The 26,109-nt window shown below is 69.8% G+C and carries 24 protein-coding genes; 16 read left to right on the plus strand and 8 right to left on the minus strand.

Going from position 1 to position 26,109, the window contains the following annotated elements:
• Nucleotides 1-30 precede the first annotated feature (30 nt).
• The 3 genes from ABT304_RS09975 to ABT304_RS09985 are packed head-to-tail and all read left to right on the plus strand — an operon-like array spanning nt 31 to nt 2,568.
• On the plus strand, nt 31-1,119 hold the full coding sequence (locus ABT304_RS09975; protein ID WP_350714834.1) for an SPFH domain-containing protein: 1,089 nt from the start codon (nt 31-33) through the stop codon (nt 1,117-1,119).
• Nucleotides 1,120-1,881 (plus strand): sulfite exporter TauE/SafE family protein, encoded by a 762-nt coding sequence (locus tag ABT304_RS09980; protein ID WP_350714835.1) that lies wholly within the window; start codon nt 1,120-1,122, stop codon nt 1,879-1,881.
• An 18-nt stretch (nt 1,882-1,899) separates the two neighbouring features.
• Nucleotides 1,900-2,568 (plus strand): nitroreductase family protein, encoded by a 669-nt coding sequence (locus tag ABT304_RS09985; protein ID WP_350714837.1) that lies wholly within the window; start codon nt 1,900-1,902, stop codon nt 2,566-2,568.
• Nucleotides 2,569-2,612: 44 nt separating this feature from the next.
• Here ABT304_RS09985 and ABT304_RS09990 read toward each other — a convergent pair whose 3' ends face one another.
• Nucleotides 2,613-4,415: a BCCT family transporter gene (locus tag ABT304_RS09990; protein WP_350714839.1), complete on the minus strand. Its 1,803-nt coding sequence runs from the start codon at nt 4,413-4,415 to the stop codon at nt 2,613-2,615.
• A gap of 216 nt (nt 4,416-4,631) precedes the next feature.
• On the opposite strand from ABT304_RS09990, the gene ABT304_RS09995 reads away from it, so the two are divergent.
• From ABT304_RS09995 to ABT304_RS10005, 3 genes are read left to right on the plus strand one after another with little or no spacing between them, the layout of a single operon-like run.
• Nucleotides 4,632-6,032, plus strand: a complete 1,401-nt coding sequence (locus tag ABT304_RS09995; protein WP_350714841.1) for an ethanolamine ammonia-lyase subunit EutB — start codon at nt 4,632-4,634, stop codon at nt 6,030-6,032.
• Nucleotides 6,029-6,787 carry an ethanolamine ammonia-lyase subunit EutC gene (gene eutC, locus ABT304_RS10000; protein WP_350714842.1) on the plus strand — a complete coding sequence of 253 codons (759 nt, stop codon included), beginning with the start codon at nt 6,029-6,031 and terminating at the stop codon, nt 6,785-6,787. The genes ABT304_RS09995 and eutC overlap by 4 nt, the downstream gene beginning before the upstream one ends.
• 40 nt (nt 6,788-6,827) lie before the next feature.
• Entirely contained in the window at nt 6,828-8,402 is a 1,575-nt protein-coding gene (locus ABT304_RS10005) for an amino acid permease (RefSeq protein WP_350714844.1), read from the plus strand.
• Here the strand turns inward: ABT304_RS10005 and ABT304_RS10010 are convergent.
• Genes ABT304_RS10010 through ABT304_RS10020 form a run of 3 tightly spaced genes read right to left on the minus strand, consistent with a single transcriptional unit; the run spans nt 8,382 to nt 12,123 of the window.
• Nucleotides 8,382-9,323 carry an alpha/beta hydrolase gene (locus tag ABT304_RS10010; protein WP_350714845.1) on the minus strand — a complete coding sequence of 314 codons (942 nt, stop codon included), beginning with the start codon at nt 9,321-9,323 and terminating at the stop codon, nt 8,382-8,384. The genes ABT304_RS10005 and ABT304_RS10010 overlap by 21 nt on opposite strands.
• A gap of 30 nt (nt 9,324-9,353) precedes the next feature.
• Nucleotides 9,354-10,769 carry a hypothetical protein gene (locus tag ABT304_RS10015; RefSeq protein ID WP_350714847.1) on the minus strand — a complete coding sequence of 472 codons (1,416 nt, stop codon included), beginning with the start codon at nt 10,767-10,769 and terminating at the stop codon, nt 9,354-9,356.
• Nucleotide 10,770: 1 nt separating this feature from the next.
• Nucleotides 10,771-12,123 (minus strand): hypothetical protein, encoded by a 1,353-nt coding sequence (locus tag ABT304_RS10020; RefSeq protein ID WP_350714849.1) that lies wholly within the window; start codon nt 12,121-12,123, stop codon nt 10,771-10,773.
• A gap of 327 nt (nt 12,124-12,450) precedes the next feature.
• On the opposite strand from ABT304_RS10020, the gene ABT304_RS10025 reads away from it, so the two are divergent.
• The 4 genes from ABT304_RS10025 to ABT304_RS10040 all read left to right on the plus strand — a co-directional run bounded on the left by ABT304_RS10025 (nt 12,451) and on the right by ABT304_RS10040 (nt 17,446).
• Nucleotides 12,451-13,836, plus strand: a complete 1,386-nt coding sequence (locus tag ABT304_RS10025) for a condensation domain-containing protein (RefSeq protein WP_350714851.1) — start codon at nt 12,451-12,453, stop codon at nt 13,834-13,836.
• Nucleotides 13,833-15,275, plus strand: coding sequence for a condensation domain-containing protein (locus ABT304_RS10030; RefSeq protein WP_350714853.1), 1,443 nt, complete (start codon nt 13,833-13,835; stop codon nt 15,273-15,275). The genes ABT304_RS10025 and ABT304_RS10030 overlap by 4 nt, the downstream gene beginning before the upstream one ends.
• The gene (locus ABT304_RS10035) at nt 15,229-16,629 is read left to right on the plus strand and encodes a condensation domain-containing protein (RefSeq protein WP_350714854.1); all 1,401 of its coding nucleotides are present in this window, start codon (nt 15,229-15,231) and stop codon (nt 16,627-16,629) included. The genes ABT304_RS10030 and ABT304_RS10035 overlap by 47 nt, the downstream gene beginning before the upstream one ends.
• A gap of 142 nt (nt 16,630-16,771) precedes the next feature.
• A complete protein-coding gene (locus ABT304_RS10040) occupies nt 16,772-17,446 on the plus strand; it encodes a hypothetical protein (RefSeq protein WP_350714856.1) in 675 nt (224 codons plus the stop codon).
• A gap of 11 nt (nt 17,447-17,457) precedes the next feature.
• Here the strand turns inward: ABT304_RS10040 and ABT304_RS10045 are convergent, their stop codons facing one another.
• The 3 genes from ABT304_RS10045 to ABT304_RS10055 are packed head-to-tail and all read right to left on the minus strand — an operon-like array spanning nt 17,458 to nt 20,024.
• Entirely contained in the window at nt 17,458-18,405 is a 948-nt protein-coding gene (locus ABT304_RS10045) for an ABC transporter ATP-binding protein (protein ID WP_350714858.1), read from the minus strand.
• 1 nt (nt 18,406) lies between these two features.
• Nucleotides 18,407-19,213 carry an ABC transporter permease gene (locus ABT304_RS10050; protein WP_350714860.1) on the minus strand — a complete coding sequence of 269 codons (807 nt, stop codon included), beginning with the start codon at nt 19,211-19,213 and terminating at the stop codon, nt 18,407-18,409.
• Entirely contained in the window at nt 19,206-20,024 is an 819-nt protein-coding gene (locus ABT304_RS10055) for an ABC transporter permease (protein ID WP_350714862.1), read from the minus strand. The genes ABT304_RS10050 and ABT304_RS10055 overlap by 8 nt, the downstream gene beginning before the upstream one ends.
• 138 nt (nt 20,025-20,162) lie before the next feature.
• On the opposite strand from ABT304_RS10055, the gene ABT304_RS10060 reads away from it, so the two are divergent.
• The 3 genes from ABT304_RS10060 to ABT304_RS10070 all read left to right on the plus strand — a co-directional run bounded on the left by ABT304_RS10060 (nt 20,163) and on the right by ABT304_RS10070 (nt 22,755).
• Complete coding sequence (locus ABT304_RS10060; RefSeq protein WP_160028804.1) at nt 20,163-21,338, plus strand: LLM class flavin-dependent oxidoreductase; 1,176 nt, start codon at nt 20,163-20,165, stop codon at nt 21,336-21,338.
• Entirely contained in the window at nt 21,335-21,976 is a 642-nt protein-coding gene (locus ABT304_RS10065; RefSeq protein ID WP_350714864.1) for an FMN reductase, read from the plus strand. The genes ABT304_RS10060 and ABT304_RS10065 overlap by 4 nt, the downstream gene beginning before the upstream one ends.
• A 116-nt stretch (nt 21,977-22,092) precedes the next feature.
• The gene (locus tag ABT304_RS10070; RefSeq protein WP_350714866.1) at nt 22,093-22,755 is read left to right on the plus strand and encodes a response regulator; all 663 of its coding nucleotides are present in this window, start codon (nt 22,093-22,095) and stop codon (nt 22,753-22,755) included.
• A gap of 50 nt (nt 22,756-22,805) precedes the next feature.
• Here the strand turns inward: ABT304_RS10070 and ABT304_RS10075 are convergent, their stop codons facing one another.
• Nucleotides 22,806-23,333, minus strand: a complete 528-nt coding sequence (locus ABT304_RS10075; protein WP_350714867.1) for a YbhB/YbcL family Raf kinase inhibitor-like protein — start codon at nt 23,331-23,333, stop codon at nt 22,806-22,808.
• A gap of 69 nt (nt 23,334-23,402) precedes the next feature.
• Here ABT304_RS10075 and cobA point away from each other — a divergent pair, with 69 nt between their 5' ends.
• The 3 genes from cobA to ABT304_RS10090 all read left to right on the plus strand — a co-directional run bounded on the left by cobA (nt 23,403) and on the right by ABT304_RS10090 (nt 26,082).
• The gene (gene cobA, locus ABT304_RS10080) at nt 23,403-24,629 is read left to right on the plus strand and encodes a uroporphyrinogen-III C-methyltransferase (RefSeq protein WP_350714869.1); all 1,227 of its coding nucleotides are present in this window, start codon (nt 23,403-23,405) and stop codon (nt 24,627-24,629) included.
• 120 nt (nt 24,630-24,749) lie between these two features.
• Complete coding sequence (locus ABT304_RS10085) at nt 24,750-25,004, plus strand: helix-turn-helix domain-containing protein (RefSeq protein WP_350714871.1); 255 nt, start codon at nt 24,750-24,752, stop codon at nt 25,002-25,004.
• Between the two features lie 274 nt (nt 25,005-25,278).
• Nucleotides 25,279-26,082, plus strand: coding sequence for a TrmH family RNA methyltransferase (locus ABT304_RS10090; protein ID WP_350714872.1), 804 nt, complete (start codon nt 25,279-25,281; stop codon nt 26,080-26,082).
• Nucleotides 26,083-26,109: the final 27 nt, after the last annotated feature.

Consider the following 26,109-nt stretch of genomic DNA (forward strand, 5'->3'; position numbering starts at 1 on the left):
GCAACACGAATAGACAAGGACTGATTGGCAATGGGTGGCATCATCCTGGCCCTTCTGGTCATCTTGGCGGTGCTGGTGATCACCACGCTGGCCAAGACGATCAAGATCATCCCGCAGGCGCGGGTCGGCATCGTGGAGCGCTTCGGCAAGTTCCAGTCGAAGCGTGACCCCGGCCTGAACGCGGTGATCCCGTTCGTCGACAAGGTGCGCTACATGATCGACATGCGTGAGCAGGTCGTCGCCTTCGCACCGCAGCCGGTGATCACGGAGGACAACCTGACCGTCTCGATCGACACGGTCATCTACTTCCAGGTCAACGACCCGGTGGCGGCGACGTACGAGATCGCCAACTACATCCAGGCCGTCGAGCAGCTCACCATGACCACCCTGCGCAACATCGTCGGTGGCATGACCCTGGAGGAGACGCTGACCAGCCGCGAGCAGATCAACTCCGGTCTCTCCATCGTCCTGGACGAGGCCACCGGCCGCTGGGGCATCAAGGTCAAGCGCGTCGAGATCAAGTCGATCGACCCGCCCATGTCCATCAAGGACGCGATGGAGAAGCAGATGCGCGCCGACCGCGACAAGCGCGCCGCGATCCTCACCGCCGAGGGTCAGCGCCAGTCCGCGATCCTCTCGGCAGAGGGAAACAAGCAGTCCGCCATCCTCAACGCCGAGGGTCAGCGCGAGTCGCAGATCCTCGCGGCGCAGGCCGACCGTGAGGCCGCGATCCTGCGCGCCCAGGGTGAGGGCCAGGCCATCCAGACCGTCTTCCAGGCGATCCACGACGGCCGCCCCGACCAGTCGCTGCTGGCCTACCAGTACCTCCAGATGATGCCGAAGATCGCCGAGGGCGACGCCAACAAGGTGTGGATCATCCCGAGCGAGATCGGCGCAGCGCTCGAAGGCCTCGGCTCGACGATGAACAGCCTCAAGGGAATCCCGGACGAGGTCGAGGGCCCCGTCAAGCGCGTCGACATGGGCTCGGCCGAGCCGAAGCTCGACCTCGAGCAGTCCGCCGCGGCGGCCGCCGTCCAGGAGGCGCTCGCCGAGGCCAAGCAGGCGGAGGCGCCCAACCGGCCGCAGGCTCCGCAGCCTCCCGCAGAGCCGACCGTCTAAGTGGATCCACTTCAGTCCGCCCTCATCCTGCTCGCCGGGGTGGGGGCGGGCACCATCAATGCGGCCGTCGGCTCCGGGACGCTGATCACGTTCCCGACGCTGCTGGCCTTCGGCGTACCTCCGGTCGTCGCCAACGTGTCCAACACGATCGGCCTGGTGCCGGGCTCCCTGGCCGGTGCCTGGGGCTACCGTCGCGAGCTCGCCGGGCAGCGCGGCCGGATCCTGCGGCTGGGGGCCGCGGCACTCATCGGCGGCGCCGTCGGCGGGATCCTGCTGCTGGTGCTGCCGCCGGGTGCGTTCGAGGCGATCGTCCCCGTGCTGATCGGGCTCGGTGTGGTGCTGGTGATCACCGGCCCGCGCATCTCCCGGTGGGTCGCCAGACGCCACGGCGACCTTCCCGATGACGGCAGCGAGCGCTGGTGGGTCTGGCCGGCGGTCGCGATGCTCGGCGTCTACGGCGGCTACTTCGGTGCCGCTCAGGGCGTGCTGATGATCGCGATCATCGGCATCGGGGTCGCCGAGTCGCTGCAGCGCCTCAACGGGCTCAAGAACGTGCTGGTCGCCATCACCAACGGCATCTCCGGGCTCATCTTCGCCCTCGTGGCCGACGTCGACTGGGCGATCGCGGTCCTGATCGCCGTCGGCGCGACGATCGGTGGTCTCCTGGGTGCCAGGATCGGCCGCCGGCTGCCGCCCAACGTGCTCCGCGGTGTGATCGTCGTGGTCGGCATCACCGCACTGGTCGCCTTCTTGCTGGGCTGAGTCTGCTGGGATGGAGCCATGGAGCTCTACGAGGCGATGCGGACCACCCATGCCGTACGCGACTTCACCGACGACCCGCTGCCCGACGAGGTCCTCGCCAGGATCCTCGACAACGCCCGGTTCGCCCCCTCCGGCGGCAACCGGCAGGGCGGCCACGTCGTGGTCGTACGCAGCCAGGAGACCCGCGAGCGTCTGGTCGAGCTGACCGCGACGGGCGCCCGCAGGTACATGGCGCAGCAGAAGGCGGGGGAGATGCCGTGGAACACGGTGCGCCCGACGGCGGTGACCGACGAGCAGATCGCCGCGACCCGGGTCCCGCATGCGATGACCGAGCCACTGCGTACGGCTCCGGTGGTGCTCGTCTTCCTCGTCGACCTCGGCGCGGTCGCCTCCCTCGACTCCGAGCTGGACCGGGTGGGTGTCGTCTCCGGCGCCTCGGTCTATCCGCTGGTGTGGAACACCCTCCTCGCCGCGCGCAACGAGGGCTTCGGCGGGGTGATCACCACGATGGTGGTCGCCGAGGAGCCGGCGGTGCTCGAGCTGCTCGGCGCCCCTGAGGGGTACGCCGTCGCCGCGGTCGTCCCGCTGGGCAAGCCGGTCAAGCAGCTCACCAGGCTGCGGCGGCAGCCGGTCGAGAAGTTCGTCACCCTGGAGACGTACGCCGGGACTCCGCTGAGAGACGACTGATGGCGGGTCCCGGAGGACCCGCCATCAGAATCAGACCTCGAGGATCAGACCTTGTCGGCAGGCAGCGCGGTGACGGTGCCCTCGGCCGAGGGCGACTCGGCGCCGTTGCTGTGGTCGTCCTCGACGACCGCGAGCGCGAAGTCGTCACCGTGCTCGGTGACGCCGGTGATGACGGCCTGCTCGACCGCCTCCGCGGCGTACTGACCACGCACGATCAGCGGGTCATGGGCCAGGTCTCGCTGCAGCGAGACCGCCAGCCCGACCATGATCACCGCGAACGGCAGTGCTGCCACGATCGTGATCGTCTGCAAACCTGAGAGCGCATCGGCACCACCGGCGATCAGGCCCAGGATGGCCACGACACCGGTCGCGACACCCCAGAAGACCACCGTCGGCCGGCTCGGCTCCTCGGAGCCACGCTCGGAGAGCGTGCCCATCACGATCGAGGCCGCGTCGGCTCCGGAGACGAAGAAGATCGCCACCAGAACCATGACCAGGATGCTCATCACGGTGGCCAGCGGGAACTGGTCGAGCGTGGTGAACAGCTGCGACTCGACCCCGCCGAGACCGGCGATGTCGACGGTGCCGTCGCGCTGCAGGTCGATGGCGGTGCCGCCCATGATGCAGAACCAGATCACGCTGACGGCGCTCGGGACGAGGAGCACGCCGGCGACGAACTGCCGGATGGTGCGCCCACGCGAGATCCGCGCGATGAACATGCCGACGAACGGCGTCCAGGAGATCCACCAGGCCCAGTAGAAGACGGTCCAGGAACCGAGCCACGCGGAGGTCTCCTCGCCGCCGACACCGGTGCGGGCCGACATCTGGGCGAGATCGCCGATGTAGGTGCCGAGCGAGGTCGGGATCAGGTCGAGGATGAAGACCGTCGGGCCGACCACGAAGAGGAACAGCGCCAGGAGCAGGGCCAGCACCATGTTGATGTTGGAGAGCCACTGGATGCCCTTGGCCACACCCGAGACCGCGGAGATCACGAAGCAGACGGTCAGGATCGCGATGATCCCGATGAGGACGTTGTTGCCGACCTCGCCGAGCACGGCCACGATCTGCAGGCCACTCTCGATCTGGATCGCGCCCGTGCCGAGCGAGGTGGCCGAGCCGAACAGCGTCGCGAAGATCGCGAAGATGTCGATCGCCTTGCCTGCCGGACCCTCGACGGTCTTCTTGCCGAGCAGCGGCGTGAAGGCCGAGGAGATCAGGCTGACGCGGCCCTTGCGGTAGGCGCCGTAGCCGATCGCCAGACCCACGACCGCGTAGATCGCCCACGGGTGCAGCGTCCAGTGGAACATCGTGGTCGCCATCGCGTGCTGGATGGCTTCGGGGTTGCCCGCCTCGCCGGTGCCCGGCGGCGGGGTGACGAAGTGCGAGATCGGTTCGCTGACGCCGTAGAACATCAGACCGATGCCCATACCGGCGCTGAACATCATCGCGACCCAGGAAGCCGTCTTGAACTCCGGCTTCTCGTCGTCACGGCCCAAGGGGATGTTGCCGTACTTGCTGACGGCGAGCCAGATGATGTAGATGACGAAGCCGCTGGCGGTCAGGACGAAGAACCAGCCGGCCTTGTCCAGCACCCAGGCGAGGGCGTCGCCGGCTACCTTGCTCATACCGTCGGTGTTGATGAAGCCCCAGGCCATGAACGCGATGGCGATGGCCGCCGCGACGCCGAAGACCACCCAGTCGATGCCCTTGCGTTGGTCCTGTTCGCTCGAGATCGGCAGGTCCAGCGCGGGGTGGGGGACGACTTCTCCGGTCGGGGACTTGATGAGGCCAGATGGGTTGTGATGGTCGGAATTTTTCGGACTGTCTGTCTTCTTCTCAGAAGTCACACTGTTGTCCTTCCGGTTGGGTTCGGGACCACAGCACCCTAACGCGCACTGTCTTTGCCTTCTGTTCACCGGGGTGGCGCGGCCATCGATTGAAATCGACTTCTGGATCGACTGTGTCCCTCTGGTTCGCGTGTCGTTCGGGACCTGTGGTCCGCCCTGCTGCACTCGTGCCTGAGCCTCACACCGTGGAAATATTGCGGCTCTACCGTTGACCTCATGCGCTACCGGCAGAGTCTCCACGGGCACGGCTTCGAGTTCGACGGTCTGGTGGAGGTGCTGGCGCGGGCGACGCCGCTGCGCTCCGGCGACGTCCTGGCCGGATGCGCCGCACGGTCCGACACCGAGCGGTTCGCGGCGCGGATGGTGCTCGCCGACCTTCCGCTGACCACCTTCCTCGAGGAGCAGGTGGTGCCGGCCGAGTCCGACGACGTCACCCGGCTGATCCTGGAGACCCACGACAAGGACGCGTTCGCGCAGGTCAGCGGCTTGACCGTGGGGGCTCTTCGGGAGTGGCTGCTCGACGCCGCCGCGCGGCGGGACACCTCCGCGCTGACCGCCGTCGCGCCGGGCCTGACCCCCGAGATGGTCGCGGCGGTCTCCAAGATCATGCGCAACCAGGACCTGATCGCGGTGGCGGCGGCGACCGAGGTGGTGACCGGCTTCCGTACGACGATGGGCCTGCGGGGACGGCTGGCGACCCGGCTGCAGCCCAACCACCCCGCCGACGACCCGAGTGCCATCGCGGCCTCGATCCTGGACGGCCTGCTCCTGGGGTCCGGGGACGCGCTGATCGGCATCAACCCGGCCTCCGACAACCCGCGTACGGTCGCGGACCTGCTTCGGCTCGTCGACGACGTACGCCTCCGCTACGAGATCCCGACGCAGAGCTGCGTCCTGACCCACGTCACCACCACGATCGACCTGATCGAGGCGGGGCTGCCGGTCGACCTGCCGTTCCAGTCGATCGGCGGCACCCAGGGTGCCAACGAGGGCTTCGGGGTGACCCTGGCGATGCTGGCGGAGGCCGACGAGGCGGCCCGGTCGCTGGCACGCGGCACCGTGGGGGACGAGGTGATGTACTTCGAGACCGGCCAGGGCTCGGCACTCTCCACCGGTGCCCATCTCGGCAGCGGCGGCAGACCGGTCGACCAGCAGACCCTGGAGGCCAGGGCGTACGGGGTGGGGCGGGCGTTCAAGCCGTTCCTGGTCAACACGGTGGTCGGCTTCATCGGCCCCGAGTACCTCTACGACGGCAAGCAGATCATCCGCGCTGGGCTCGAGGACCACTTCTGCGGCAAGGTGCTGGGCGTACCGATGGGCGTCGACGTCTGCTACACCAACCATGCCGAGGCCGACTCCGACGACATGGACAACCTGCTCACCCTGCTCGGCGTCGCCGGATGCACGTACGTCATGGCTGTCCCGGGCGCCGACGACGTCATGCTCGGCTACCAGTCGACCTCCTTCCACGACGCCCTCTACGCCCGCCAGGTCCTCGGGAAACGCCCCGCGCCGGAGCTCGAGGAGTGGCTGGCCTCGGCCGGCCTGCTCGACCCGGACGGTTCCGTACGCGACATCGACCCGGCCGCCACGGTGCTGAAGGAGCTGGCCCGATGAGCGAGTTCTGGGAGCCGTTGCGCAGGGCCACGCCCGCGCGGATCGGCCTCGGCCGGGCCGGCAACTCGGTCCCGACCGCCGAGGTCCTCTCCTTCGGCGCCGCCCATGCCGCGGCTCGCGACGCGGTCCATCTCCCGCTCGACGTCGAGGCGCTGGTCGAGGCGCTCGACGCCCTGGGACTGGGTACGCCGACGGTGGTCGCCTCCGCGGCACCGGACCGGGCCACCTACCTGACCCGGCCGGACCTCGGCCGGGTGCCGGGAACCGACCTGGAGCTCGGACCGGGTGGGGCCGAGATCGCGGTCGTCGTCGCCGACGGCCTCTCCGCCGAGGCGGTGACGAAGCACGCGGTGCCGCTCCTGAAGCACCTTGTCCCGCTCCTCGACAGCGCCACGACCCTCGCCGCGCCGGTGGTCGCGACCCAGGCCCGGGTGGCGCTGGGCGACCACATCGGCCGAGCGCTGGGCGCGCGGCTGGTCCTGGTGCTGATCGGGGAGCGGCCGGGGCTGTCCTCCAGCGACTCGCTCGGCGCCTACCTCACCTGGGACCCCCGGCCGGGCATCCTCGACTCGGCCCGCAACTGCGTCTCCAACATCCGTCCACCCCACGGCCTGGACCATGCGACCGCGGCGCGCACCATCGCGAGCCTGGTCTCCGGGGCCCGGGCGCTCGGCGCGACCGGGGTGGCGCTCAAGGACGGATCTTTCACAGCGCGGTTACCTGGCGCGACCACGACCGCCACGGACCGTTTCTAGCCTCAGGCACATCCACCCCCACGGAATCCGGAGGCGTGCCATGTCCGAGGCACCTGAAACCGTCGCGCCGACCCAGCTCGACGACGAAGCACATCTCGCCCGTCTCGGCTACAAGCAGGAGCTCTCCCGCACCTGGTCGGGGTTCTCGAACTTCGCCATCTCGTTCTCGATCATCTCGATCCTGGCCGGGTGCTTCACCACGTTCGGCCAGGCCTGGAACAACGGCGGCCCGGTGGCCATCTCGTGGGGCTGGCCGATCATCGCTGGCCTCATCCTGATCATCGGGTTCACCATGTCCGAGCTGGTCTCGGCGTACCCGACCTCGGGCGGCATCTATTGGTGGGCGGCCAAGCTCGGCGGCCCGGCGGCGGGCTTCTTCACCGGGTGGCTCAACCTGATCGGTCTGCTCGCGGTGACCGCGAGCGTCGCCTACGGGGCCGCCACCTTCCTCGACCTCACCCTCTCGACGCTCAGCGAGAGCTGGGCCGAGGGCTACTCCCTGGGCCGTGTCTACCTGATCTTCCTGGCCATCCTGGTGCTGGCCGGCCTCGCCAACATCTACTCCAGCCACCTGCTGGCCGTCATCAACAACATCTCGGTGTGGTGGCACGTCGCCGGCGCCGCGATCGTGGTCCTGGTGCTGGTCATCGTCCCGGACGACCACCAGAGCATCAGCTATGTCTTCACCGAGCGGATCAACAACTCCGGCTATGCCGACGCGAAGTACTGGTTCCTGGTGCTCCCGCTCGGGTTCCTGCTGACGCAGTACACGATCACCGGGTTCGACGCCTCCGCCCACCTCTCCGAGGAGACCCAGGGCGCGGCCGACGGTGCCGCGAAGGGCATCTGGCGCTCGATCTTCTACTCAGCGGTCGGCGGGTACGTCTTGCTCCTGGCCTTCCTCTTCGCGGTCCAGGACCCCGAGGGCGTGAGCGCGGGCGGCGGCGCGGTCGACGTGATCTTCGGTCAGGCGCTACCCGACTCGTGGCACTTCGTGGTGCTGCTGATCTCCACCGCCGGGCAGCTCTTCTGCGCCACGGCCTGTCTCACCAGCGCCTCCCGGATGACGTACGCCTTCGCCCGCGACGGGGCGGTGCCCGGCTCGTCGCTGTGGGCGAAGGTCAGCCCGACCCGGAAGGTCCCGGTCAACGCGGTGCTCCTGGTCGCGGTCGTCGGCGCGGCCATCACGCTGCCCGCGCTGTGGGGCGTCGGCGGCATCCCGCTGGCCTTCTACGCGATCACCTCGGTCGCGGTGATCGGCCTCTACCTCGCCTTCGCCATCCCGATCTTCCTGCGCTGGCGGGCCGGCGACTCCTTCGAGACCGGGCAGTGGACCCTCGGCAAGCACTACAAGTGGCTCAACCTGGTCGCCGTCGCCGAGATCGCGGTCATCTCGGTCTACTTCGTCCTGCCGTTCGTGCCCTCCGGCTGGATCACCAGCGACGACTTCTCCTGGGCGTCGGTCAACTACGCGCCCATCCTCACCGTCGGTTCGCTGGTCCTCCTCGCGCTGTGGTGGCGGCTCTCCGCGCGCAGGTGGTTCAAGGGCCCGAAGACGACCCTCGACTCAACCGACCCAACCGGCTCAACCGGCTCAGACGCCGTACGCCGCTAGCCACCGCTCAATCTCGGTGTAGGCCTGCTTGCGGACCTCGGGGCGCGACAGGATCACGTCGTGCTTCGCCCCGGGGACCGCGATGTAGGTGACGTGGGTGCCGATGGCGGTCGACCAGCGGCGGATCTGGCGCACGTCGAGGACGATGTCGGTGGAGTGGACGAGCTCGCCCATCGCCTTCGGCTTGCTGGAGCGGTCGGAGGAGAGCACCAGCACCGGAGCCTTCACGTCCAGACCGCGGTGGAGCCGGGCGTGGCCGTCACGGATCGCCTTGAGCCAGCCGAGCCGGATCGGGTAGGAGCCGACCGGCTTGAGGCCGAGGTCGAACTCCCACTCGCCGTCGTGCTCGACGTGGAGCGACATGGTGTAGAAGCCGCTGACGTCGCGGCCGAGCTCGCGCATCGGGGCTCGGTGGCCGACCCGGCGCACCACCGGGCTGGCGACCGAGCGCAGCAGGAACGAGCCCTGCAGGTCGAGCCACGGCGAGTTCAGGACCATCCCGGCCAGCGCGTCGGGCTGGCGGTCGTCGGCCCACAGCGAGACCGTGAGCCCGCCGGTGGAGTGGGCGCTGAGCATGATGTGCGAGTGGCCGTCGCGCTCGGTGATCCGCTCCCAGGCGGCGTCGATCTCGTCGAAGTACTCGGCCAGGTCACCGACGTACGTCCCCGACTGGTGCTCCCGCAGCGAGCGACCGTACTTGCGCAGGTCCAGGCCGTAGAAGTCGTAGCCGCGGGCGGTCCACCACTCGGCGTACTCCTTCTGGAAGAAGTAGTCGGAGAAGCCGTGCACGTAGAGGACGGCGCCCTTGGCGTCGCCGTCCGCGGGCCGCTTGACCAGCGTGGCCACAACCGTGCCCTCGAAGTCGTCCGCGAGGTCGATGGTCTCCACGGTGTAGGGCTCACCGAGTACGTCGATCGTCATGACCGCATCCTCTCACCAGGCCGCGCTGGATCACCAGAAGGTCGGCACCAGGCCCCAGCGTCCGTAGACGGTGGTCACGATCTCCTTCAGCCGCTCGGAGTCGGGGACCGCGTCGGGGTCGAGCGCGCGGATGCCGAAGCTGCAGGTATCACCGACCTCGCACCACCACGACGTCACCCCGCCGCGCATCCGGCGCAGCTCGCCGCGGGTCGCGCCGAGCGCCAGGGCACGGAAGACGATCGAGTCGGCGGGCACCCCGAACGGCGCCACGAAGTCGGGGTCGGGCCGGCCCAGGTTGGAGGCCAGACCGAGCGGCGTGACGACGTTCTTGAGCAGCGGCTTCGCGAGGCGGTCCGGGATCATCTGCGCCAGCGGCGCGATGTGGGCGATCGGGTCGGGGCGGGTGCCCTTGAAGAGCGCGGAGAACTCCCGCTTCGACCGCTCCCGGATGTGGGCCAGGTCGGTGACCCGGCCGACGCCGTCGCGCAGCTCGGTCTCGACCGCGATCGAGACACCTGAGGTGGCGTTGGAGCGCAGGTCGCCCTCGCCGCGCAGCGAGACGGGCAGCGACATCTTGACCGGCTCGCCGGGGCGTACGATCCCGGCCTCGAGGAGCACCTCGACCGAGATCGCGACCTGCAGCGCGTTGGCGGTGCCACCGGCCTGCTCCGCGGCCGCGTTCCAGCCCGCGACGGGGCAGTCGGCAGTGGCGTTGGCGACCTCGTGGACGACGTCGTCGTCGGGCTGCGGGTCCGGCACCGGCCGCTTCTCGGAGGACTGGGCCTCCAGCACGGGGAGCTTCCCGGCCCTCCGGGCTTCCCGGAGGCCGCGAACGGCGGCGCGTGCCATCGTGCGTGCGTCGCGCCGGTCGTCCCTGCGGGTGACCTCGGGCTCCGCCTCGGCGGCGGGGAGCCGCGGCAGGCGCTGGCGGCGTACGGCCGCGATCACGGCGCCGAGCTTCATCCCGCCGTCGCAGACGATGTGGGAGGCGTTGTAGGCCACGACCGTGCCGCCGTCAGTGGTGTGGGCCATGAAGAACGCCCACAGCGGGCCCTTCACCGGTTCGAACGGCACCTCGTCAGCGGTGCTGTCGAGCCAGGCCACCACCTGGTCGGGCTTGATCCGGTCGGGGTGCAGGTGGACCGGCTCGGCGGTCGTCGCCGGCACCCAGCGGGAGCGCGCGCCGATGACCTTGGGCCGTACGACGAGGCGGTTGAGCGGGCCCTCGGCCAGCTCGTCGACCAGGTCCTGGACCGCCTCGATCGGGATCTCGGTGGGGAACCGCCAGGCGGTCTGGGCCACGACCGGGACGCCGATCACGGTCGCCGAGCGGAGGAAGACCTCGTCGTCGTACGTCAGCCGGTTGGTGCGCTCGGGAGCGAACGGTGCCGGGCGGGCGCCGAGGCTCGCGGGCGGCAGCGATGACAGCATCTCGGGCTGGGGCACGTCACCACACCTCGACGGTCAGACCCCACGAGCCGAGCTCCTCGACGACCAGTCTCTTCAGGAAATCCAGGTCGGGCACGCGGTCGGGCTCGGCGGCGACCAGGTTGAGCGTCGTACGCGGCCCCGACTGGATCAGCCAGGAGATGATCCCACCGCCGACGTCATAGGCGTCCTGGGCGGTCGCGTTCTGGTAGCCGGCGAGGCCGGCCACGAGACGTACGTCCTCACCCATGGCGTAGCGGTAGTCGTCGGGGAGCTGGGGCAGGTTGGAGGCCATGCACGCCGCGGCCGGCGGCTGCGGGAGCTTGTCGAGCACGGCGTCGGGCAGCATCTGCATCATCGCCAGCGGCACCGGGACCAGCCCCGGGCCGGCCTGGCCGAGACGGATGTAGGCCGCCTTGGAGAGCTTCTTGATCTCGGCGAGATCGCGCTTGTCGAGCACGTCACGGGGCACCTCGACCATGGCCACGCGCGTCGAGTTGGAACGTACGTCCCCGGGCTGGAAGTCGCTCATCGGCAGCGAGACCGGAACGTCGCCCCGGTCGACCGGCACGTGGTCGATGCGGACGAGCAGGTCGGCGACGACGTTGATGAACCAGGCGTTGGTCGAGCCGCCGTGCTCGGCGGCGATCTTCGTCATCGTCTCGGTGTCGAACTCCGTGATCATCCGCGGCATCCGCCAGGCCTCGGGCGTCGGGTTCGGGGTGGCCTCCGGATAGACGCGGGGCGCCTTGGTGGCCAGGGCCGCGGTGCCGTCCTTCTTCGCCTGCCGACGGGCCTTGGACCAGTCGCGGACGGCGCGCCACTGCGCGCGACTGTCGGCGGCCTCGGCACGGAGGCGGTCCCAGCCCTTGGCGGGCGCCGGCGGCAGCCGCAGCGGCTCGCCGCGGGAGGCCCGGGAGACGGCGTCGAGGACGGAGCCGCCGTCGCCGACCGCGTGGGCGAGCAGCATCGAGACCACCGAGGTGCCGTCGTCGAGGTTGATCGCGGTGAGCCGGTAGGTCAGGCCCTCGTGCGGGTCGAGGTGGTCGCTGTGACGCTCCTGGAGCCAGTCGGTGATCTGGGCGACCGGGAGGATCTCCTCATAGAGCTCGAGCGACGGCTCGCGGTCGGCGTTGGTCCACAGGTCGCGGGCGCCGGGGAACTTCGCCCGGTGCAGCTTCCGCGACAGCCCGCCCTCGGCCAGGCCGGCGGCGATGTAGCGCAGCCGGTCGGCGTCGTAGGGACTGTTGAGCCGCCAGATCCACTGGTTGGCGATCGGACTTCCGAGACCGCGATGGCGGCGGGCGAAGAGGTCGTCGGCGAACTGCAGGCGGCCGGAGTTGTCGATCGGTGCACGGGTGGCAACGGGCATGGGGGAGTCCTCGAGATTGGCGGGCGGCCGGGCAGAGGCCCGGCGAGATCACACAGCGATAGCGCGCGCAGGGGGAGGAGTAAATCGGAGTTTGATACCTCATGTAAACCCCCGGGGGCAATAAAGAAGTGTGGCGATTCCCACGTCCGGGGGCGGTCGAATTCGGGTGCGGACCTGTGTGCACAATAGGCCGCGACGTGGACGACATCGCTGTCGTCCCAGGCGGGTCGCCTTCTCGGGCTACGGCGTTCTTGAGGTTCGTTCGGGTCCCCGAGAAGACGTTTTGCCGCAACGAGCCCCCCACCTCAGAGAGGAACTCCACCTCCGATGGAGTACACCGAGCTGTCCGCGTACGACGTACCCCCGGGCGAGGTGACCGCGTGGATCCCCACCGCGGAGCCGGGTGCCTGGGTCGACGACGACCGCCGGCTGTCCCACAACCACGAGCTGCACCTCGACACCGCCGAGGCGGGCTCCTGGATCGGCTCGATCATGCGGTTGCCCGGGCAGCTCGACACCGAGGCGCTCGGCCTCGCGCTCCGTGCCTGGATCGGGCGTCACGAGGCGCTGCGCGGGACCGTCGAGGAGACGCCGGCCGGCCGGCGTCGTCGTGCGGTCGCCGCTGCTGACGTGTCGGTGACCACCACCGTTCTCGGCCGGTTCGACGGCGAGGACGCCCGCGGTCGCATCTCGGACTTCCTCGCCGATCACATCGACCCCTCGGCCTGGCCCTACGTCGTCTTCGCGACGGTCGCCGACGCCGACGGCTTCACCCTGGTCTTCGGCGCCGACCACGGCGTCATGGACGCATACTCCCAGCTGCTCTGGTTCGAGGAGATCGCCTCGCTCTACGAGCGGGCGCTGGCCGGCGAGCCGTTCGCCGAGCTGGCCGCGGCCACCACTGGCAGCCACATCGACCACGCCGCCGAGGAGCGGACCACCGGTGAGGCGATGTCGTTGGAGAGCGAGTCGGTGCAGGTCTGGCGAGACTGGCTGACCGGTCCCGACGGTCGGCTCAGGTTCGCCGACTTCCCGGTCACGGGGATCACCGACGTACCGGCCTCGGCGTCGCCGTTGCCGCAGGCGAGCCTGTCGCAGTGGCTCGGCGACCCCCGCCAGGCCCGGGTGCTGGGCGAGCTGTGCAAGAGCGCGGGCGTCTCGTTCCAGGCCGGGATGATGGGCGCGATGGCGTACGTCCTGCGTGCCCAGCACGGCGTGGAGCGGATGCGCTTCGTGGCGCCGATGCACACCCGCTACACCGCCGAGCACGCCGCCGCGGTCGGCTGGTACGTCGGCCTCGTCCCGATCACCCTCGACATCACCGGCGCGACCACGCTGCCCGAGGTCGCCGGCCGAGTCCAGGCCGCGCTCGCCGCGGCGAAGCCGCTGGTCCCGCAGCCGTTCGCGCGGGTCGCCGACCTGCTCGGCGTCGACGACGCCCCGCACTTCGTCGTCACCTTCGTCGACACCCGCTTCATCGCCGGCGCCGAGCGCTGGAACGACTGGGACGCCCGTACGCTGCGTGCCCCCGTCCGCGCCGACGACGAGGTCTATCTGTGGCTCGTGCGTGACCGGGACGGTCTGAACGTCTCGACGCGCTACCCGGAGACGGTCGCCGCCGAGCGGGTCGTGCGCGACCTGATCGGCGGGATGAGCGCGCTGCTGGAGGAGATCGCGCGCTCTGAGGGCGCCGAGCTGGAGGGCACCGCATGAGGATCGGGGCGCTCGCGGAGCTGGCACCGGCCGCGGGCCGGGTGGTCGTGCTGCGGCCGACGGCCGAGTGCCGGGCCGCGGCCGACGCGGCGCCCGTCTCTCCCGGAGCGCCGTCCTTCCTGCAGGCCGACCATCTCAACGCCTACCGGGCCAAGATCGCCGCCAGTGGGGTGCATCGGGCCTGGACCGGGACCGCCGGGGAGTTCGACGTGGCCTTCGACGAGCCGGCCTACATCGAGGCGCTGACCTCGTTCGTCGCTCGTCACGAGGGGCTGCGCACCTGGTTCGACCTCTCCGGCGCCACGCCGGTGCGCCACCTCGTACCGGCTGACGCGCTCGCCTTTGAAGCCGTCGAGGTCGAGGCGCCCGCCGACTGGACCGGTGGCTGGCAGGACCTGCTCGTCAGTCTGTGGGACGAGCAGTGCCGCCCCGACTCCTGGACGCCGTTCCTGCTCGGCGCGATCGTGCGCGAGGAGGGCTTCACCTACTTCTGGGGCTGCGACCACGCCTTCACCGACGGCGCCTCGCAGCTGATGGTCCCCGCCGAGCTCGGCGCGGCCTACGCCGCGGCCCTGGGAGCCCCGTCGCCGGACCTGCCGGAGGCCGACAGCTTCGTGACGTACGCAGCCGCCGAGCAGCAGCTCGCCGCCGAGTGCGACGCGGAGACACCGGCGGTGCGCGAGTGGGTCGACATCGTCTCGGGTCACGGCGGACGGTTGCCGCGGTTCCCGGTCGACCTCGGGCTGGCCCCGGGCGAGACCGCGCCGGTCCGGATCCGGTCCTGGACCGCGCTCGAGGGCGAGGCGGTTGACGAGCTCGAGGAGATCTGCCGTGTTGCCGGAGGGCGGTTCACCAGCGGCGTCTTCGCGCTCCTGGCCCATGCCGAGCAGCGCCTGACCGGCAGCTCGGACTACCTCGGGATCACCGTGCTCGGCACCCGGTCGCAGCAGACCGCGACGTCGCACGGCTGGTTCTGCAACTTCGCCCCCGTCTCGATGCCGCTGGGGGAGACCTTCCCCGAGACCGTGCTCGCGGCGGAGAAGGCCTTCGGCACCGCCCGCGAGCTGGCCCGCACCCCGGTCCACGTTGCGCTGGGTGCGATGGTCGCCGGCGGGGTGCTAGCGCCGACCGAGCTGGCCAGCCCGCAGATGGTCTCCTACCTCGACGTACGCAAGTTCCCCGGTGCCGGGACCACCCCGTTCGACACGGGCCTGCACTTCACCGGCGAGGGCCGCACCGCCAACGCGAGCCTGTGGGTCAACCGCTTCGCCGACCGCTTCGAGCTGGCCACCCAGAGCCCCGACACCGAGCAGGGCGGACGGGCGGTGGCGACCTTCTTCGAGGCGCTCCACGACGTGCTCGCCGACCTCGGCCTGCCGGTACGCCCGGTCGATGCCCACCAGATCATCGGGACCGGACATGCTGGTCACGACCGCTGACCTGTGGGAGCCCCGGCCCGGCACGCTGCTCCGCTGGGACCTCTCCGCTCCCGCCCGCGGCGCGCCCGCCGAGCTCTCGCTCAACCAGCGCAACCACCTCGCCGGCGCGCTGGCCGGAGCGCCGACCGTCTGGCTGGCCGCCGCCTTCGACGTCGACGGGCCCATCGAGCCGGTCGCGCTCTCGCGCACCTGGCGGGCCTTCCTCGCCCGCCACGGCAGCCTGCAGCTCGAGGTCGTCGCCGGGTCCGAGGAGCTCCAGGCCCGTCGGCACCACCCCGGCACACTCACGTGGTCGGTGACCTCCGTCGGCCACACCAGCACCGTCGAGGAGACCCGCGCCGCGCTGCACGCCGCCCTCGACGAGCGGTGCGGGCCGCTCGCCTATCCGGCCTTCCTGCCGGCCGCGATCTCGCGCCCCGACCGCTCCACGATCGTCCTCGGCATGGACCACCTGCACTGCGACGCCCACTCGGTCGCGGTCGCGGTCGAGGAGCTCGCCCACCTCTACGCCACCTTCACCGAGGGCGGCGACGAGCCGTCGCTGCCGCCGGTGAGGTCGTTCCTCGAAGCCGTCGCGGAGGGAGCCGACGGCCCCGCCTGGGTCGCCGCCGACGACCGGCTGCTGCGTGGCTGGCATGAGTTCCTCGGCGGCCGCGGCCACCGGCTGCCGACCTTCCCGCTGCCGCTCGGTCTCGAGCCGGGGGAGCGGGCCGCCCAGGCCACCGCCGTCGCCCCGCTGGCCGACGCCGGCCTGATGGACCGCATCGGCGCCCGCGCCCGTAACAGCGGTGCCTCGATGTACGCCGCCGTGCTCGCGGCCCTCGCCACCGCGATCTCCGACCTCGGCGGCGGTGACCGGCTGGACACGATGGCGCCGGTCTCCACCCGCTCCGCGGACGCCCTGACCCGCTCGATCGGCTGGTACACGACCACCGTCCCGCTCACGGTCCCCGCCTCGCTCACCGACGTGGGTCTGGCCGAAGCCGGCGACGCGGTCCGTCATGGCGTACGCCTCGGGTCGGTGCCGCTCGACCAGGTCCTCGGCTCGCTCACCGAGCCGCTGGTGCAGACCCGCAACGACGTCTTCGTCGTCTCCTGGGTCGACTACCGGCATGTCCCCGGCGGCTCGTCCCACCTCGACCGCGACGCGCAGCACATCTCCGCCTCGACCCTGGCCGACGACGTACAGATCTGGTTCTCTCGCACCCACACCGGCCTCGCCGTCCGCGTCCGCTACCCCGACACCGCGGTCGCCGCAGCCTCCATCGAGTCGCTCATCGACCGCCTGCGTCGGACCCTGGCCGACATCGCCCGCCAACCCGACGACCTCGCCATCCTCCGCATCGACTCCTGATCGCCGCTGGGTGGCCGAGACTGTCGGTGCGTCCGCCTACAGTCGCGGCCATGGCCACCAACATGGCGAAACCCCGGCGATGTGGCTGCTGCCAGGGATCGTTCCGGGGTCTTCGTCTTCAACTCTACGGGGGATCGCTGGGATGTCAAACGTCAGTCGGACGGACGGCGGATGGACGGACGTGACACTCAGCCACCTCCTGACCGTGGAGAGGCTGAGTTCCTACCTGCGAGCTTGTGACGCGGACATCAATCGCGCGCTGCGGCTGTATGAGTGGAACATGAGTGCGGGGTCGGCCGTCATCGCGACAACTGGGACGGTGGAGGTGATTGTGCGCAACGCCCTCGACCGCCAGCTCAACTCGTGGGCACGGCGCAAAGGCCACCAGGACTGGCTGGGCTTCCTCCCGCTCGACCAACGCGGACGCGACGACGTCGCCAAAGCACGATCCAGGGCCACACTGCGGGGGAGACGGACGGAAGAGCACGGTCGGGTCGTCGCGGAGCTGAGTTTCGGATTCTGGCGCTACCTCATATCCCAGCGCTATCACGCCTCCTTGTGGGTTCCTTCGCTTCACAAGGCGTTCCCTGGCGCTGTCACGGACATTCGGAAGAGGCGTCAGGATGTCGAACGACGCCTGGTGAACCTCATGTTGGTCCGCAACAGGGCAGCCCACCACGAGCCGATCCACCGCCGTGATCTTCTCGCCGACCTCGAGGACGCCATCGAGCTCGTCGGGTGGGTTCATCCGCAGGCTGGCGCCTGGGTGGGTGCGGTCTCAGCGTTACGCCAGGTCGCGAGCGCGCGACCTGCGTAGTCACTGTGGAGTCAGCGCGCGTAGAGCTGCCGGATGACGTCCTCGATGTCGGGCTCGTGGATGGAGAGGTCGGCGACGTCGTACGCAGCGGCGACCTGTGCGACGAGCGGCGCGGCGGAGGCGCCGGCGGGGAAGGAGAGCCACTGGCGGGGGCCCTCGACCTTCACCACCCGAGCGCCGTCGATGGCGATGGGGGAGGCCTCGTCGACGAGATCGACGACGAGGGTGCGGGAAGCGTCGCCGTTGGCTCGCAGTGAGGGCAGGGGGCCGTCGAAGACGGCGGTGCCGTGGTCGATGACGATGACCCGGTCGCACAGTGCCTCGATGTCCTGCAGGTCGTGCGTGGTGAGCATCAGGGTCGTTCCACGCTCGTGGTTGAGGGCGCGCAGGAACTCCCGCAGGCGGCCCTTGGAGATGACGTCGAGACCGATGGTCGGCTCGTCGAGATAGAGGATCTCCGGATCGTGGAGCAGCGCCGCGGCGATGTCGCCGCGCATCCGCTGACCCAGGCTCAACTGACGCACCGGGGTGTCCATCAGGTCGCCGAGGTCGAGCAGCGCGACGTGGTCCTCGAGGTTGCGGCGGAAGGTCTTGTCAGGGATCCGGTAGATCCGCCGCAGCAGCTCGAAGGAGTCACGCAGCGGGAGGTCCCACCACAGCGACGTACGCTGCCCGAAGACCACCCCGATCCGCCGGGCCAGCTCCCGGCGCTGGCGGGACGGCTCCAGGCCCGCCACCCGCGCCGACCCGCCGGACGGCACCAGGATCCCGGTGAGCATCTTGATCGTGGTCGACTTCCCGGCGCCGTTGGGTCCGATGTAGCCGACCATCTCACCGGCATCGATCTCGAAGGAGAGGTCGTGGACGGCGTGCCTGACCACCGACGTACGTCTCAAGAGACTCGCCTTCTTGCGGATCGTGAAGTCTCGGGACAGGTCCCGCACCTCGATCAGTGCCACATCAGCTCCCGGTGGATCGATAACGACGAAGCCCCTGACGCCACACGAGCGCGGTCAGACCGACCAGCGCCAGCGCGGCCAGGGGCGAGGCGAAGCGGTACCAGTCCGGGGATCCGAACGGGTCGGTGCGGCCGAGCAGGAACAGGCACGGGTACCAGTTCACGAAGGCCAGCGGCAGCAGGTAGGTCAGCGACCGGACGACCTCGCGCGGGAAGATCGTCATCGGATACTGCATGATCGTGTTGCCCCCGTAGGTGAAGGCGTTGGCGAACTCGGAGGCGTCCGTGGTCCAGAACTGGATCGTCGAGAAGGTCACGAAGACGCAGAAGTAGATGACCACACCCGAGACGAGCGCCACCACCAGCACCAGCAGGCGCTGCGGGTTCCAGTCCACGATCGGTGCCGCCCAGGCGAAGACCGCGATGCCCTGGGCGATCTGGCCGAGCCGGCGCAGCTCGAACCGGTCGGCGCACAGCTGCACCAGCACCGGGACCGGCTTGGTCATCATCGCGTCGAGATCGCCGCTGCGTACGTATCGCCCGATCTTCTCCACGCTTCCGACCAGCATGTCGGCGACCCGGAACGCGATCGAGGTGACGCCGTAGAGCAGGGCGATCTCGCGCAGCGTGAAGCCGCCGTAGGTGTCGATGTGACTGAACATCAGCCAGATCGCCACGAAGTCGAGGAAGGTGATCAGTACGCCGCCGACCGTCATCGTCCAGAACGAGACCGGATAGGCCATCGCCGCCCGGATCCACAGCAGCGCGATGAGCCAGTAGGAACGGATCGCGTGAACGACCTCAACCACCCTGGACCACCACCTTGCGGGTCGCGGCACGCAGCACGAGCGCGCAGACGCCCAGGAGGACGATTGCCCACAGCACCTGCAGCCCGATCGCGGCGAGCATGTCGAGTCCGGTGTGGCGGCCCAGCCAGATGTCGGCCGGGGTCTGGATGTAGGAGGCGAACGGCAGCGCCAGCGCCACCTGGCGCAGGCCGTCGGGGAAGAGGTTGAGCGGCAGGGTCAACCCGCTGAAGAAGGTGGCCAGCACGCTCAGCACCCGCGGACCGGTCGCGTCCAGGAGCCAGAACGCGCTGGCGGCGAAGAGGAACCGAACGGCGAAGCTGACCACCACCGCGAGGACGACGCTGACCAGGAACCCGACCGCGCCGGCGGGGGAGGGCATGACCAGCCCGAAGAGCAGCGCACCGACGATGGTCGGCGCCACGCCCCGGGTTGCGAAGTGGTAGAGACCGCGGCCGAGGTCGGCGGCGAGATACCAGCCGAGGACGCTGACGGGACGGTAGAGATCGACGGCGATGTCGCCGTTGCGGATCCGCTCGGCGAGGTCGTCGGTCGAGCCGCCGCTCCACAGCGCGATGGTCATCAGCAGCGCCTGCCCGATCCAGACGAAGGTGACGGCCTGGTCGGCCTCATAGCCGCCGGCCGACGGGTTCTGCTCCCACAGGGCCAGATAGGCGAAGCTGAGGATGATCCCGAAGACCGAGTTGGTGAAGATCCCGGCGAGCGTGGCGGCGGTGTAGGTGGAGTAGCGGCGGAACGAGCTGGTCGCGATCGCGGCGTACAGACTCAGCTGTGGATGCAGCGCCCCGGACACCTGACGTACGTTGGCACAGGAGGGCCTGCGTACGCCACGGGGTTTCCTGGAATAACGTTGATGCAGCAACTGTTTGCCGAGTAGTTCGGATTTCAACTATCGTGGAAGAGTCCACGAAAGGGGCAGGGAACCATGGGTATGCAGTTCGGCATCTTCACCGTCGGTGACGTCACGATGGACCCGACGACCGGGAGGACCCCGACGGAGAACGAGCGCATCAAGGCCACCGTCGAGATCGCCAAGCACGCCGAGGAGGTGGGCCTGGACGTCTTCGCGACCGGTGAGCACCACAACCCGCCGTTCATCGCATCCAACCCGACCGCCACGCTGGCCTACATCGGCGCCAAGACCGAGAACATCATCCTGAGCACCGCGACCACGCTGATCACCACCACCGACCCGGTGCTGATCGCGGAGGACTACGCCAAGATCCAGCACCTCACCGACGGCCGCGTGGACCTGATGATGGGCCGCGGCAACACGGGCCCGGTCTACCCCTGGTTCGGCAAGGACATCCGCCAGGGCATCAACCTGGCGATCGAGAACTACGCCCTGCTGCGCCGGCTGTGGTCGGAGGACGTGGTGGACTGGTCGGGAAGGTTCCGTACGCCGCTTCAGGGCTACACCTCGACGCCGCGGCCGCTGGACGGCGTTGCGCCGTTCGTCTGGCACGGTTCGATCCGCTCGCCCGAGATCGCCGAGCAGGCTGCGTACTATGGCGACGGCTTCTTCCACAACCACATCTTCTGGCCGGCTTCCCACACCAAGCAGATGGTGCAGCTCTATCGGCAGCGCTTCGAGCACTACGGCCACGGCACCGCCGACCAGGCCATCGTCGGGCTGGGTGGGCAGTTCTTCATGCGGCCCAACTCCCAGGACGCGATCAACGAGTTCCGGCCCTACTTCGACAACGCCCCGGTCTACGGCCATGGCCCCTCGCTGGAGGACTTCAGCGAGGCCACCCCGCTGACCGTCGGCTCGCCGCAGCAGGTCATCGAGCGGACGCTCTCCTTCCGTGAGTACGTCGGTGACTACCAGCGCCAGCTCTTCCTGCTCGACCACGCGGGGCTGCCGCTGAAGACGGTGCTGGAACAGCTCGACCTCTACGGCGAGATCCTGCCGACCCTGCGCGCGGAGTTCGCGAAGCTGCGCAAGCCCGGTGTCCCGGACGCCCCGACCCACGCCTCCCTGGTGGAGAAGGCCGGCGGCGCGAAGGACTCGACTGTCTACGCCGAGGGCGACTCCGCCACCGGCTCCTCCGACCGCGACCTGAGCGACCCCGAGGTCGCCAAGGTACTCGAGGGGGAGCTGTGACCCGGATCGTCGTCGTCTCCGCGGGGCTGTCGGTCCCGTCCTCGACCAAGCTGCTCGCCGACATGCTCGACGAGGCCACGACCCGGGCCGTCCAGGCCCGGGGCGCGGAGGTCGAGGTCGAGCACGTCGAGCTGCGCGGCCTGGCCCACGAGCTGACCGACAACCTGCTCACCGGGTTCGCCAAGCCGGCGCTCCAGGCGGCCATCGACCAGGTGCGGCGTGCCGACGCCGTCATCGCGGTGACACCGGTCTTCTCCGCGTCCTACTCCGGCCTGTTCAAGACGTTCTTCGACGTACTCGAGCAGGGCGTCCTGGATGCGAAGCCGGTGCTCATCGCGGCCACGGCCGGCACCGCCCGGCACTCGCTGGTGCTCGAGCACGCGCTCCGGCCGCTCTTCGCCTACCTGCACGCGGTGGTCGTCCCGACCGGGGTCTTCGCCGCCACCGAGGACTTCGCCGGTGGACCGGAGCTCCCCAAGCGGGTCGATCGTGCCGCCGCAGAGCTGGCTGCCCTGCTGGCCGCGGGTGGCACGCCCACCCCGGCTCCGCACCGGACGCTGGTGGAGGACGAGTTCGCCAACCCGACGTCCTTCGAGACGCTGCTCAAGCGGGCCTCCGAGGGGCCGCCGGAGTTCTGACCGAGCGGGTTCCCTTCGGCTGCCGATGTGAACACGGGCGCGAGATACCGAGGGTTTGCGGGGAAGTGCGACAGAATGCGTCTCGACCGCTACCCCCAGCACCGAGCGGAGCCGTTGTGTCCAGCTATGAGCCGAGCGTCGTCGTTGCCGACGAGTCGCCTCTTCTTCGTGCTGGACTCACCGCCCTGCTCGCGCGTGGTGGCTACCAGGTCGTCGCCGACGCCGGGGACGCCGAGGCGCTCGTCCAGGCCGCGACCGACACCCTGCCGACGCTGGTCGTGACCGACGCCCGGCTGGGCCCGGACGACGAGGGCATCAGCGCCACCCTCCGGCTGCACGAGAAAGTGCCGGAGATGGGCGTCGTCGTGCTCGCCGACTCGGTCGACACGGCCTTCGCGGCCGCCGTCTTCGCCAGCACCGGCACCGGCGGCCTCGGCTACCTGCGCAAGTCTCGCGTACGCACCGTCCCGCACTTCCTCGACGTCGTCGGCAGGGTGGCGTCGGGTGAGGTCGTCGTCGACCCGGAGGTCATCTCCCAGATGGTCGAGGCGTCGCCGGACGCCGATCCCGATGCGATCGCGAGGCTGACGATGCGTCAGAGCGAGGTGCTGGGCCTGATCCACGCCGGGTACCCAGACCGCGCGATCATCAGCAGGTTCTTCAGCGGCAGGCGGCAGTTCGAGCGGTGTCTGAGCGAGATGTTCCTCGCGTTCGGGCTGTCCCGCGACGTCGAGCACCGGCGTACGCCGACGCTGCTGACCCACCTGGCATCAGGCTGACGTGGGAGTCCTGAGGTCACCCGGAGACCTCAGGACTCCCACGTCGGACCTCAGTGCTGGTAGGTGCCCACCACGACGGCGCGGGCCAGTGCCTTGAAGGCCAGGTTGAAGGAGACGACGGCCGGGGTGACCTCGTCGTCCACGCCCAGCGTCTCCTCGCCGACCGCGTGGACGACGAAGTAGTAGCGGTGGACCTGGTCGCCGGCCGGGGGAGCGGCGCCGCCGAAGTCCTTGGTGCCGAAGTCGGTCGCGACGTGGAACGCCTTGCCCGGGAGCTCGGCGGTGCCGGCCCCGGCACCGGCGGGAAGCTCGGTCACGTCGGCGGGGACGTCGACCAGGACCCAGTGCCAGAAGCCGCTGGGGGTCGGCGCGTCGGGGTCGAAGCAGGTGATGACGTACGACTTCGTCCCCTCCGGCGCGCCGCTCCAGCTGAGCTGCGGGGAGGTGTTGCCACTGTCGTAGACCTGGTCCTGCTTCAGCGGCTGGCCGTCGGTCACGTCCTCGCTGGTCAGCGTGAAGGAGGGGAGAGCGGGCATGAGGGAGTAGGGATCCGGCTTCACCGGACGATCGAGTGCCATGACCATCAACGTAGTCCGCGAATCGACCCGTTGTCAGGCCGCACCCCGGTGTTGGGCGAGGATGTACCCATGAGTTCTGAGCATGCCGTTCCCTATCCCGCCGGCCTCATCCTCGAGGGGCGGAGGGTGGTCGTCGTGGGTGGTGGCCGGGTGGCGCAGCGGCGCGTGCCGGCGCTGATCGCCGCGGGGGCGCGGGTCGAGGTCGTCTCGCCGTCGCTGACGCCTGCCCTGGAGGGGCTGCTCGGCTCGGGCGAGATCGCCTGGCACCAGGCCCGCTTCTCGGCCGACGTGCTCGACGGCGCCTGGTACGTCATCGCCGCGACCCAGAACGCCGACGTCAACGAGGAGATCTCGGCCGCAGCCGAGGAGCGCCGGATCTTCTGCGTACGCTCCGACGACGGCACGCGGGCCACCGCCTGGACTCCGGCGACCGGACAGGACGGCGACCTGACCATCGCCGTGCTGGCCAACCGCGACCCGCGGCGCTCGGCGGGTGTGCGTGACCGGATCCTCGACGGCCTGCGCTCCGGTGACCTGATCGCTCCGCACGAGCGTCAGCGAGTGCCCGGTGTGACCCTGATCGGTGGCGGCCCGGGTCACCCCGGGCTGATTTCGGTCGCCGGCCGCAAGGCCCTGATGGAGGCCGACATCGTCGTCGCCGACCGGCTGGCGCCACGAGAGCTGCTCTCCGAGCTGCCCGCCGACGTCGAGCTCGTCGACGTCGCCAAGCTCCCTCGCGGCCGCTCGGCCCAGCAGGAGGAGATCAACCGGATCATCGTCGAGGCTGCCCTGGAGGGGAAGGCGGTCGCGCGGTTCAAGGGCGGCGACAACTTCATCTTCGGTCGCGGCTTCGAGGAGGTGCTCGCCTGCCGTGAGGCCGGCGTCCCGGTCCACGTCATCCCCGGCCTGACCTCGCCGGTGACGGTCCCCGGCGTCGCCGGGATCCCTGTGACCCACCGCGGCGTCGCGCACGAGTTCACCGTCATCTCCGGCCACGTCCCCCCGGGCGACCCCACCTCGCTGACCAACTGGTCCGCCGTCGCCGGTATGGGCGGCACCCTGGTCCTCCTGATGGCCGTCCAGAACGCCCCCGCGATCGCGACCGCCCTTCTCGATGGCGGCCGCGAGCCCGGCACCCCCGTCGCCGTCATCTGCGACGGCACGATGCCCACGGAGCGTACGGTCCTGGCTACCCTCGAGACCCTCGAGAAGACCCTCGCCGACGAGAACGTCCAGCCCCCGGCGATCATCGTCGTCGGCGAAGTCGTCCGCGTCGCCCACCCGGACTTCTTCTGACCGAGATTCAGCGGCTCGGCGAGCCGTCGGCTCGTTGCAATGAATCGTTCGTAGGGTGTGCGAATGAATCGGTGGTCCGAGATTCGGGCTGAGCGAACTGAACCGTCCGACGAGACGAGGGTGAGTGTCGAGCGGGGGCTTGCACTTGGCCGGCTGATCTTCGACCTTCGCACGGAGAACGGACTGGATCAGCACGAGTTGGCCGACCGCGCGAGCACGACCCAGCCGGTTATCTCCGCGTTGGAGGAGGGCGGTGGGGTCTGTGGCCGGATCGACACACTCGGACGGGACGCGACTGCTCTGGGACGTCACCTGGTCCTGTCATTCCCTGAGATGGTTCCGGAAGACGTGAAGGACTCGGTCCAGATCGTCTGAAGGCACGCCCGCCGACGCACGGGATCGGTCCGTTCACCGAGTTTCTCGGTGAGCCCCCTCCGCCCCAAGCTGGCTCCGCTGAGCGGTTGCACGTCCTTCGTCAAGGTATGCCGATCAAGGGTCACATCCCCAGCGGACCTCCGCATGGGAAGTGGCCATTCGGCTACATACCTCGACGAAGTTTCAACTCCTGGTCGTTGGGCAGGACCAAAGGGATCCGTCCGCTCCGCCGCGTGAGCATGGGATTCCTCGGTGGCCCTAGGCTTGAGCCCTCATGGCTGACTTGATCGAGATCTCCGACCCCGCCGACCCTCGGCTCGCCGACTACCGCGACCTGCGCGACGTCGAGTTGCGGAAGTCGCTGGAGTCGTCCGAGGGACTCTTCCTGGCGGAAGGCGAGAAGGTCGTACGCCGGGCCGTGGCTGGTGGCTTCGAGCCGCGCTCGTTCCTGATGGCGCCGAAGTGGCTCGACGGGCTCGCGGACACGCTCGCCACTACCGATGCGCCGTGCTACGTGATGAGCGAGAAGGCCGCCGAGGAGGTGACCGGCTTCCACGTGCACCGCGGTGCGCTGGCGTCGCTGAAGAGGCGGCCGCTGCCGTCGGTCGAGTCGGTGCTCGAGGGCGCCCGCTCGGTCCTGGTGCTCGAGGACATCGTCGACCACACCAACGTCGGCGCGATCTTCCGGTCGGGCGCCGCGCTGGGGTTCGATGCCGTACTACTTGCGCCGCGTTGCGCCGACCCGCTCTACCGCCGCTCGATCAAGGTCGCGATGGGCGCGGTCTTCGCGCTGCCGTGGACCCGCCTGCCGGACTGGTACGAAGCACTCCCGTCCCTCTCCGCCGCCGGCTTCACCACCGTCGCCCTGACCCTCGCCGACGACGCCGTCGACATCGAGAAGGCAGTCGAGGGCGTCGACAAGGTCGCCCTCGTCCTCGGCTCGGAGGGTCACGGCATCTCCCCGCGCTGGCAGCAGGCCGCCGACCGCCGCGCGATCATTCCGATGTCCGCCGGCATCGACTCCCTCAACGTAGCCGCTGCCACCGCCGTCGCCTGCTACGTCACCGCCCGCCGCTGACAGGTCGAGGCGTCACTCCGGTCGGCC

This window comes from Nocardioides sp. NPDC000445, assembly GCF_040300245.1.
Lineage (GTDB): Bacteria > Actinomycetota > Actinomycetes > Propionibacteriales > Nocardioidaceae > Nocardioides.

What these genes read in the sequence shown, in the direction of transcription:
- ABT304_RS09995 (WP_350714841.1), top strand. Translation starts at nt 4,632, where the DNA reads ATGCGCTACCGGCAGAGTCTCCACGGGCACGGCTTCGAGTTCGACGGT.
- ABT304_RS10030 (WP_350714853.1), top strand. Translation starts at nt 13,833, where the DNA reads ATGAGGATCGGGGCGCTCGCGGAGCTGGCACCGGCCGCGGGCCGGGTG.
- ABT304_RS10040 (WP_350714856.1), top strand. Translation starts at nt 16,772, where the DNA reads ATGTCAAACGTCAGTCGGACGGACGGCGGATGGACGGACGTGACACTC.
- cobA (WP_350714869.1), top strand. Translation starts at nt 23,403, where the DNA reads ATGAGTTCTGAGCATGCCGTTCCCTATCCCGCCGGCCTCATCCTCGAG.
- ABT304_RS10090 (WP_350714872.1), top strand. Translation starts at nt 25,279, where the DNA reads ATGGCTGACTTGATCGAGATCTCCGACCCCGCCGACCCTCGGCTCGCC.
- ABT304_RS10025 (WP_350714851.1), top strand. Translation starts at nt 12,451, where the DNA reads ATGGAGTACACCGAGCTGTCCGCGTACGACGTACCCCCGGGCGAGGTG.
- ABT304_RS10020 (WP_350714849.1), bottom strand. Translation starts at nt 12,123, where the DNA reads ATGCCCGTTGCCACCCGTGCACCGATCGACAACTCCGGCCGCCTGCAG.
- ABT304_RS10005 (WP_350714844.1), top strand. Translation starts at nt 6,828, where the DNA reads ATGTCCGAGGCACCTGAAACCGTCGCGCCGACCCAGCTCGACGACGAA.
- ABT304_RS09975 (WP_350714834.1), top strand. Translation starts at nt 31, where the DNA reads ATGGGTGGCATCATCCTGGCCCTTCTGGTCATCTTGGCGGTGCTGGTG.
- eutC (WP_350714842.1), top strand. Translation starts at nt 6,029, where the DNA reads ATGAGCGAGTTCTGGGAGCCGTTGCGCAGGGCCACGCCCGCGCGGATC.
- ABT304_RS10075 (WP_350714867.1), bottom strand. Translation starts at nt 23,333, where the DNA reads ATGGCACTCGATCGTCCGGTGAAGCCGGATCCCTACTCCCTCATGCCC.
- ABT304_RS09985 (WP_350714837.1), top strand. Translation starts at nt 1,900, where the DNA reads ATGGAGCTCTACGAGGCGATGCGGACCACCCATGCCGTACGCGACTTC.
- ABT304_RS10035 (WP_350714854.1), top strand. Translation starts at nt 15,229, where the DNA reads ATGCCCACCAGATCATCGGGACCGGACATGCTGGTCACGACCGCTGAC.
- ABT304_RS10060 (WP_160028804.1), top strand. Translation starts at nt 20,163, where the DNA reads ATGCAGTTCGGCATCTTCACCGTCGGTGACGTCACGATGGACCCGACG.
- ABT304_RS10010 (WP_350714845.1), bottom strand. Translation starts at nt 9,323, where the DNA reads ATGACGATCGACGTACTCGGTGAGCCCTACACCGTGGAGACCATCGAC.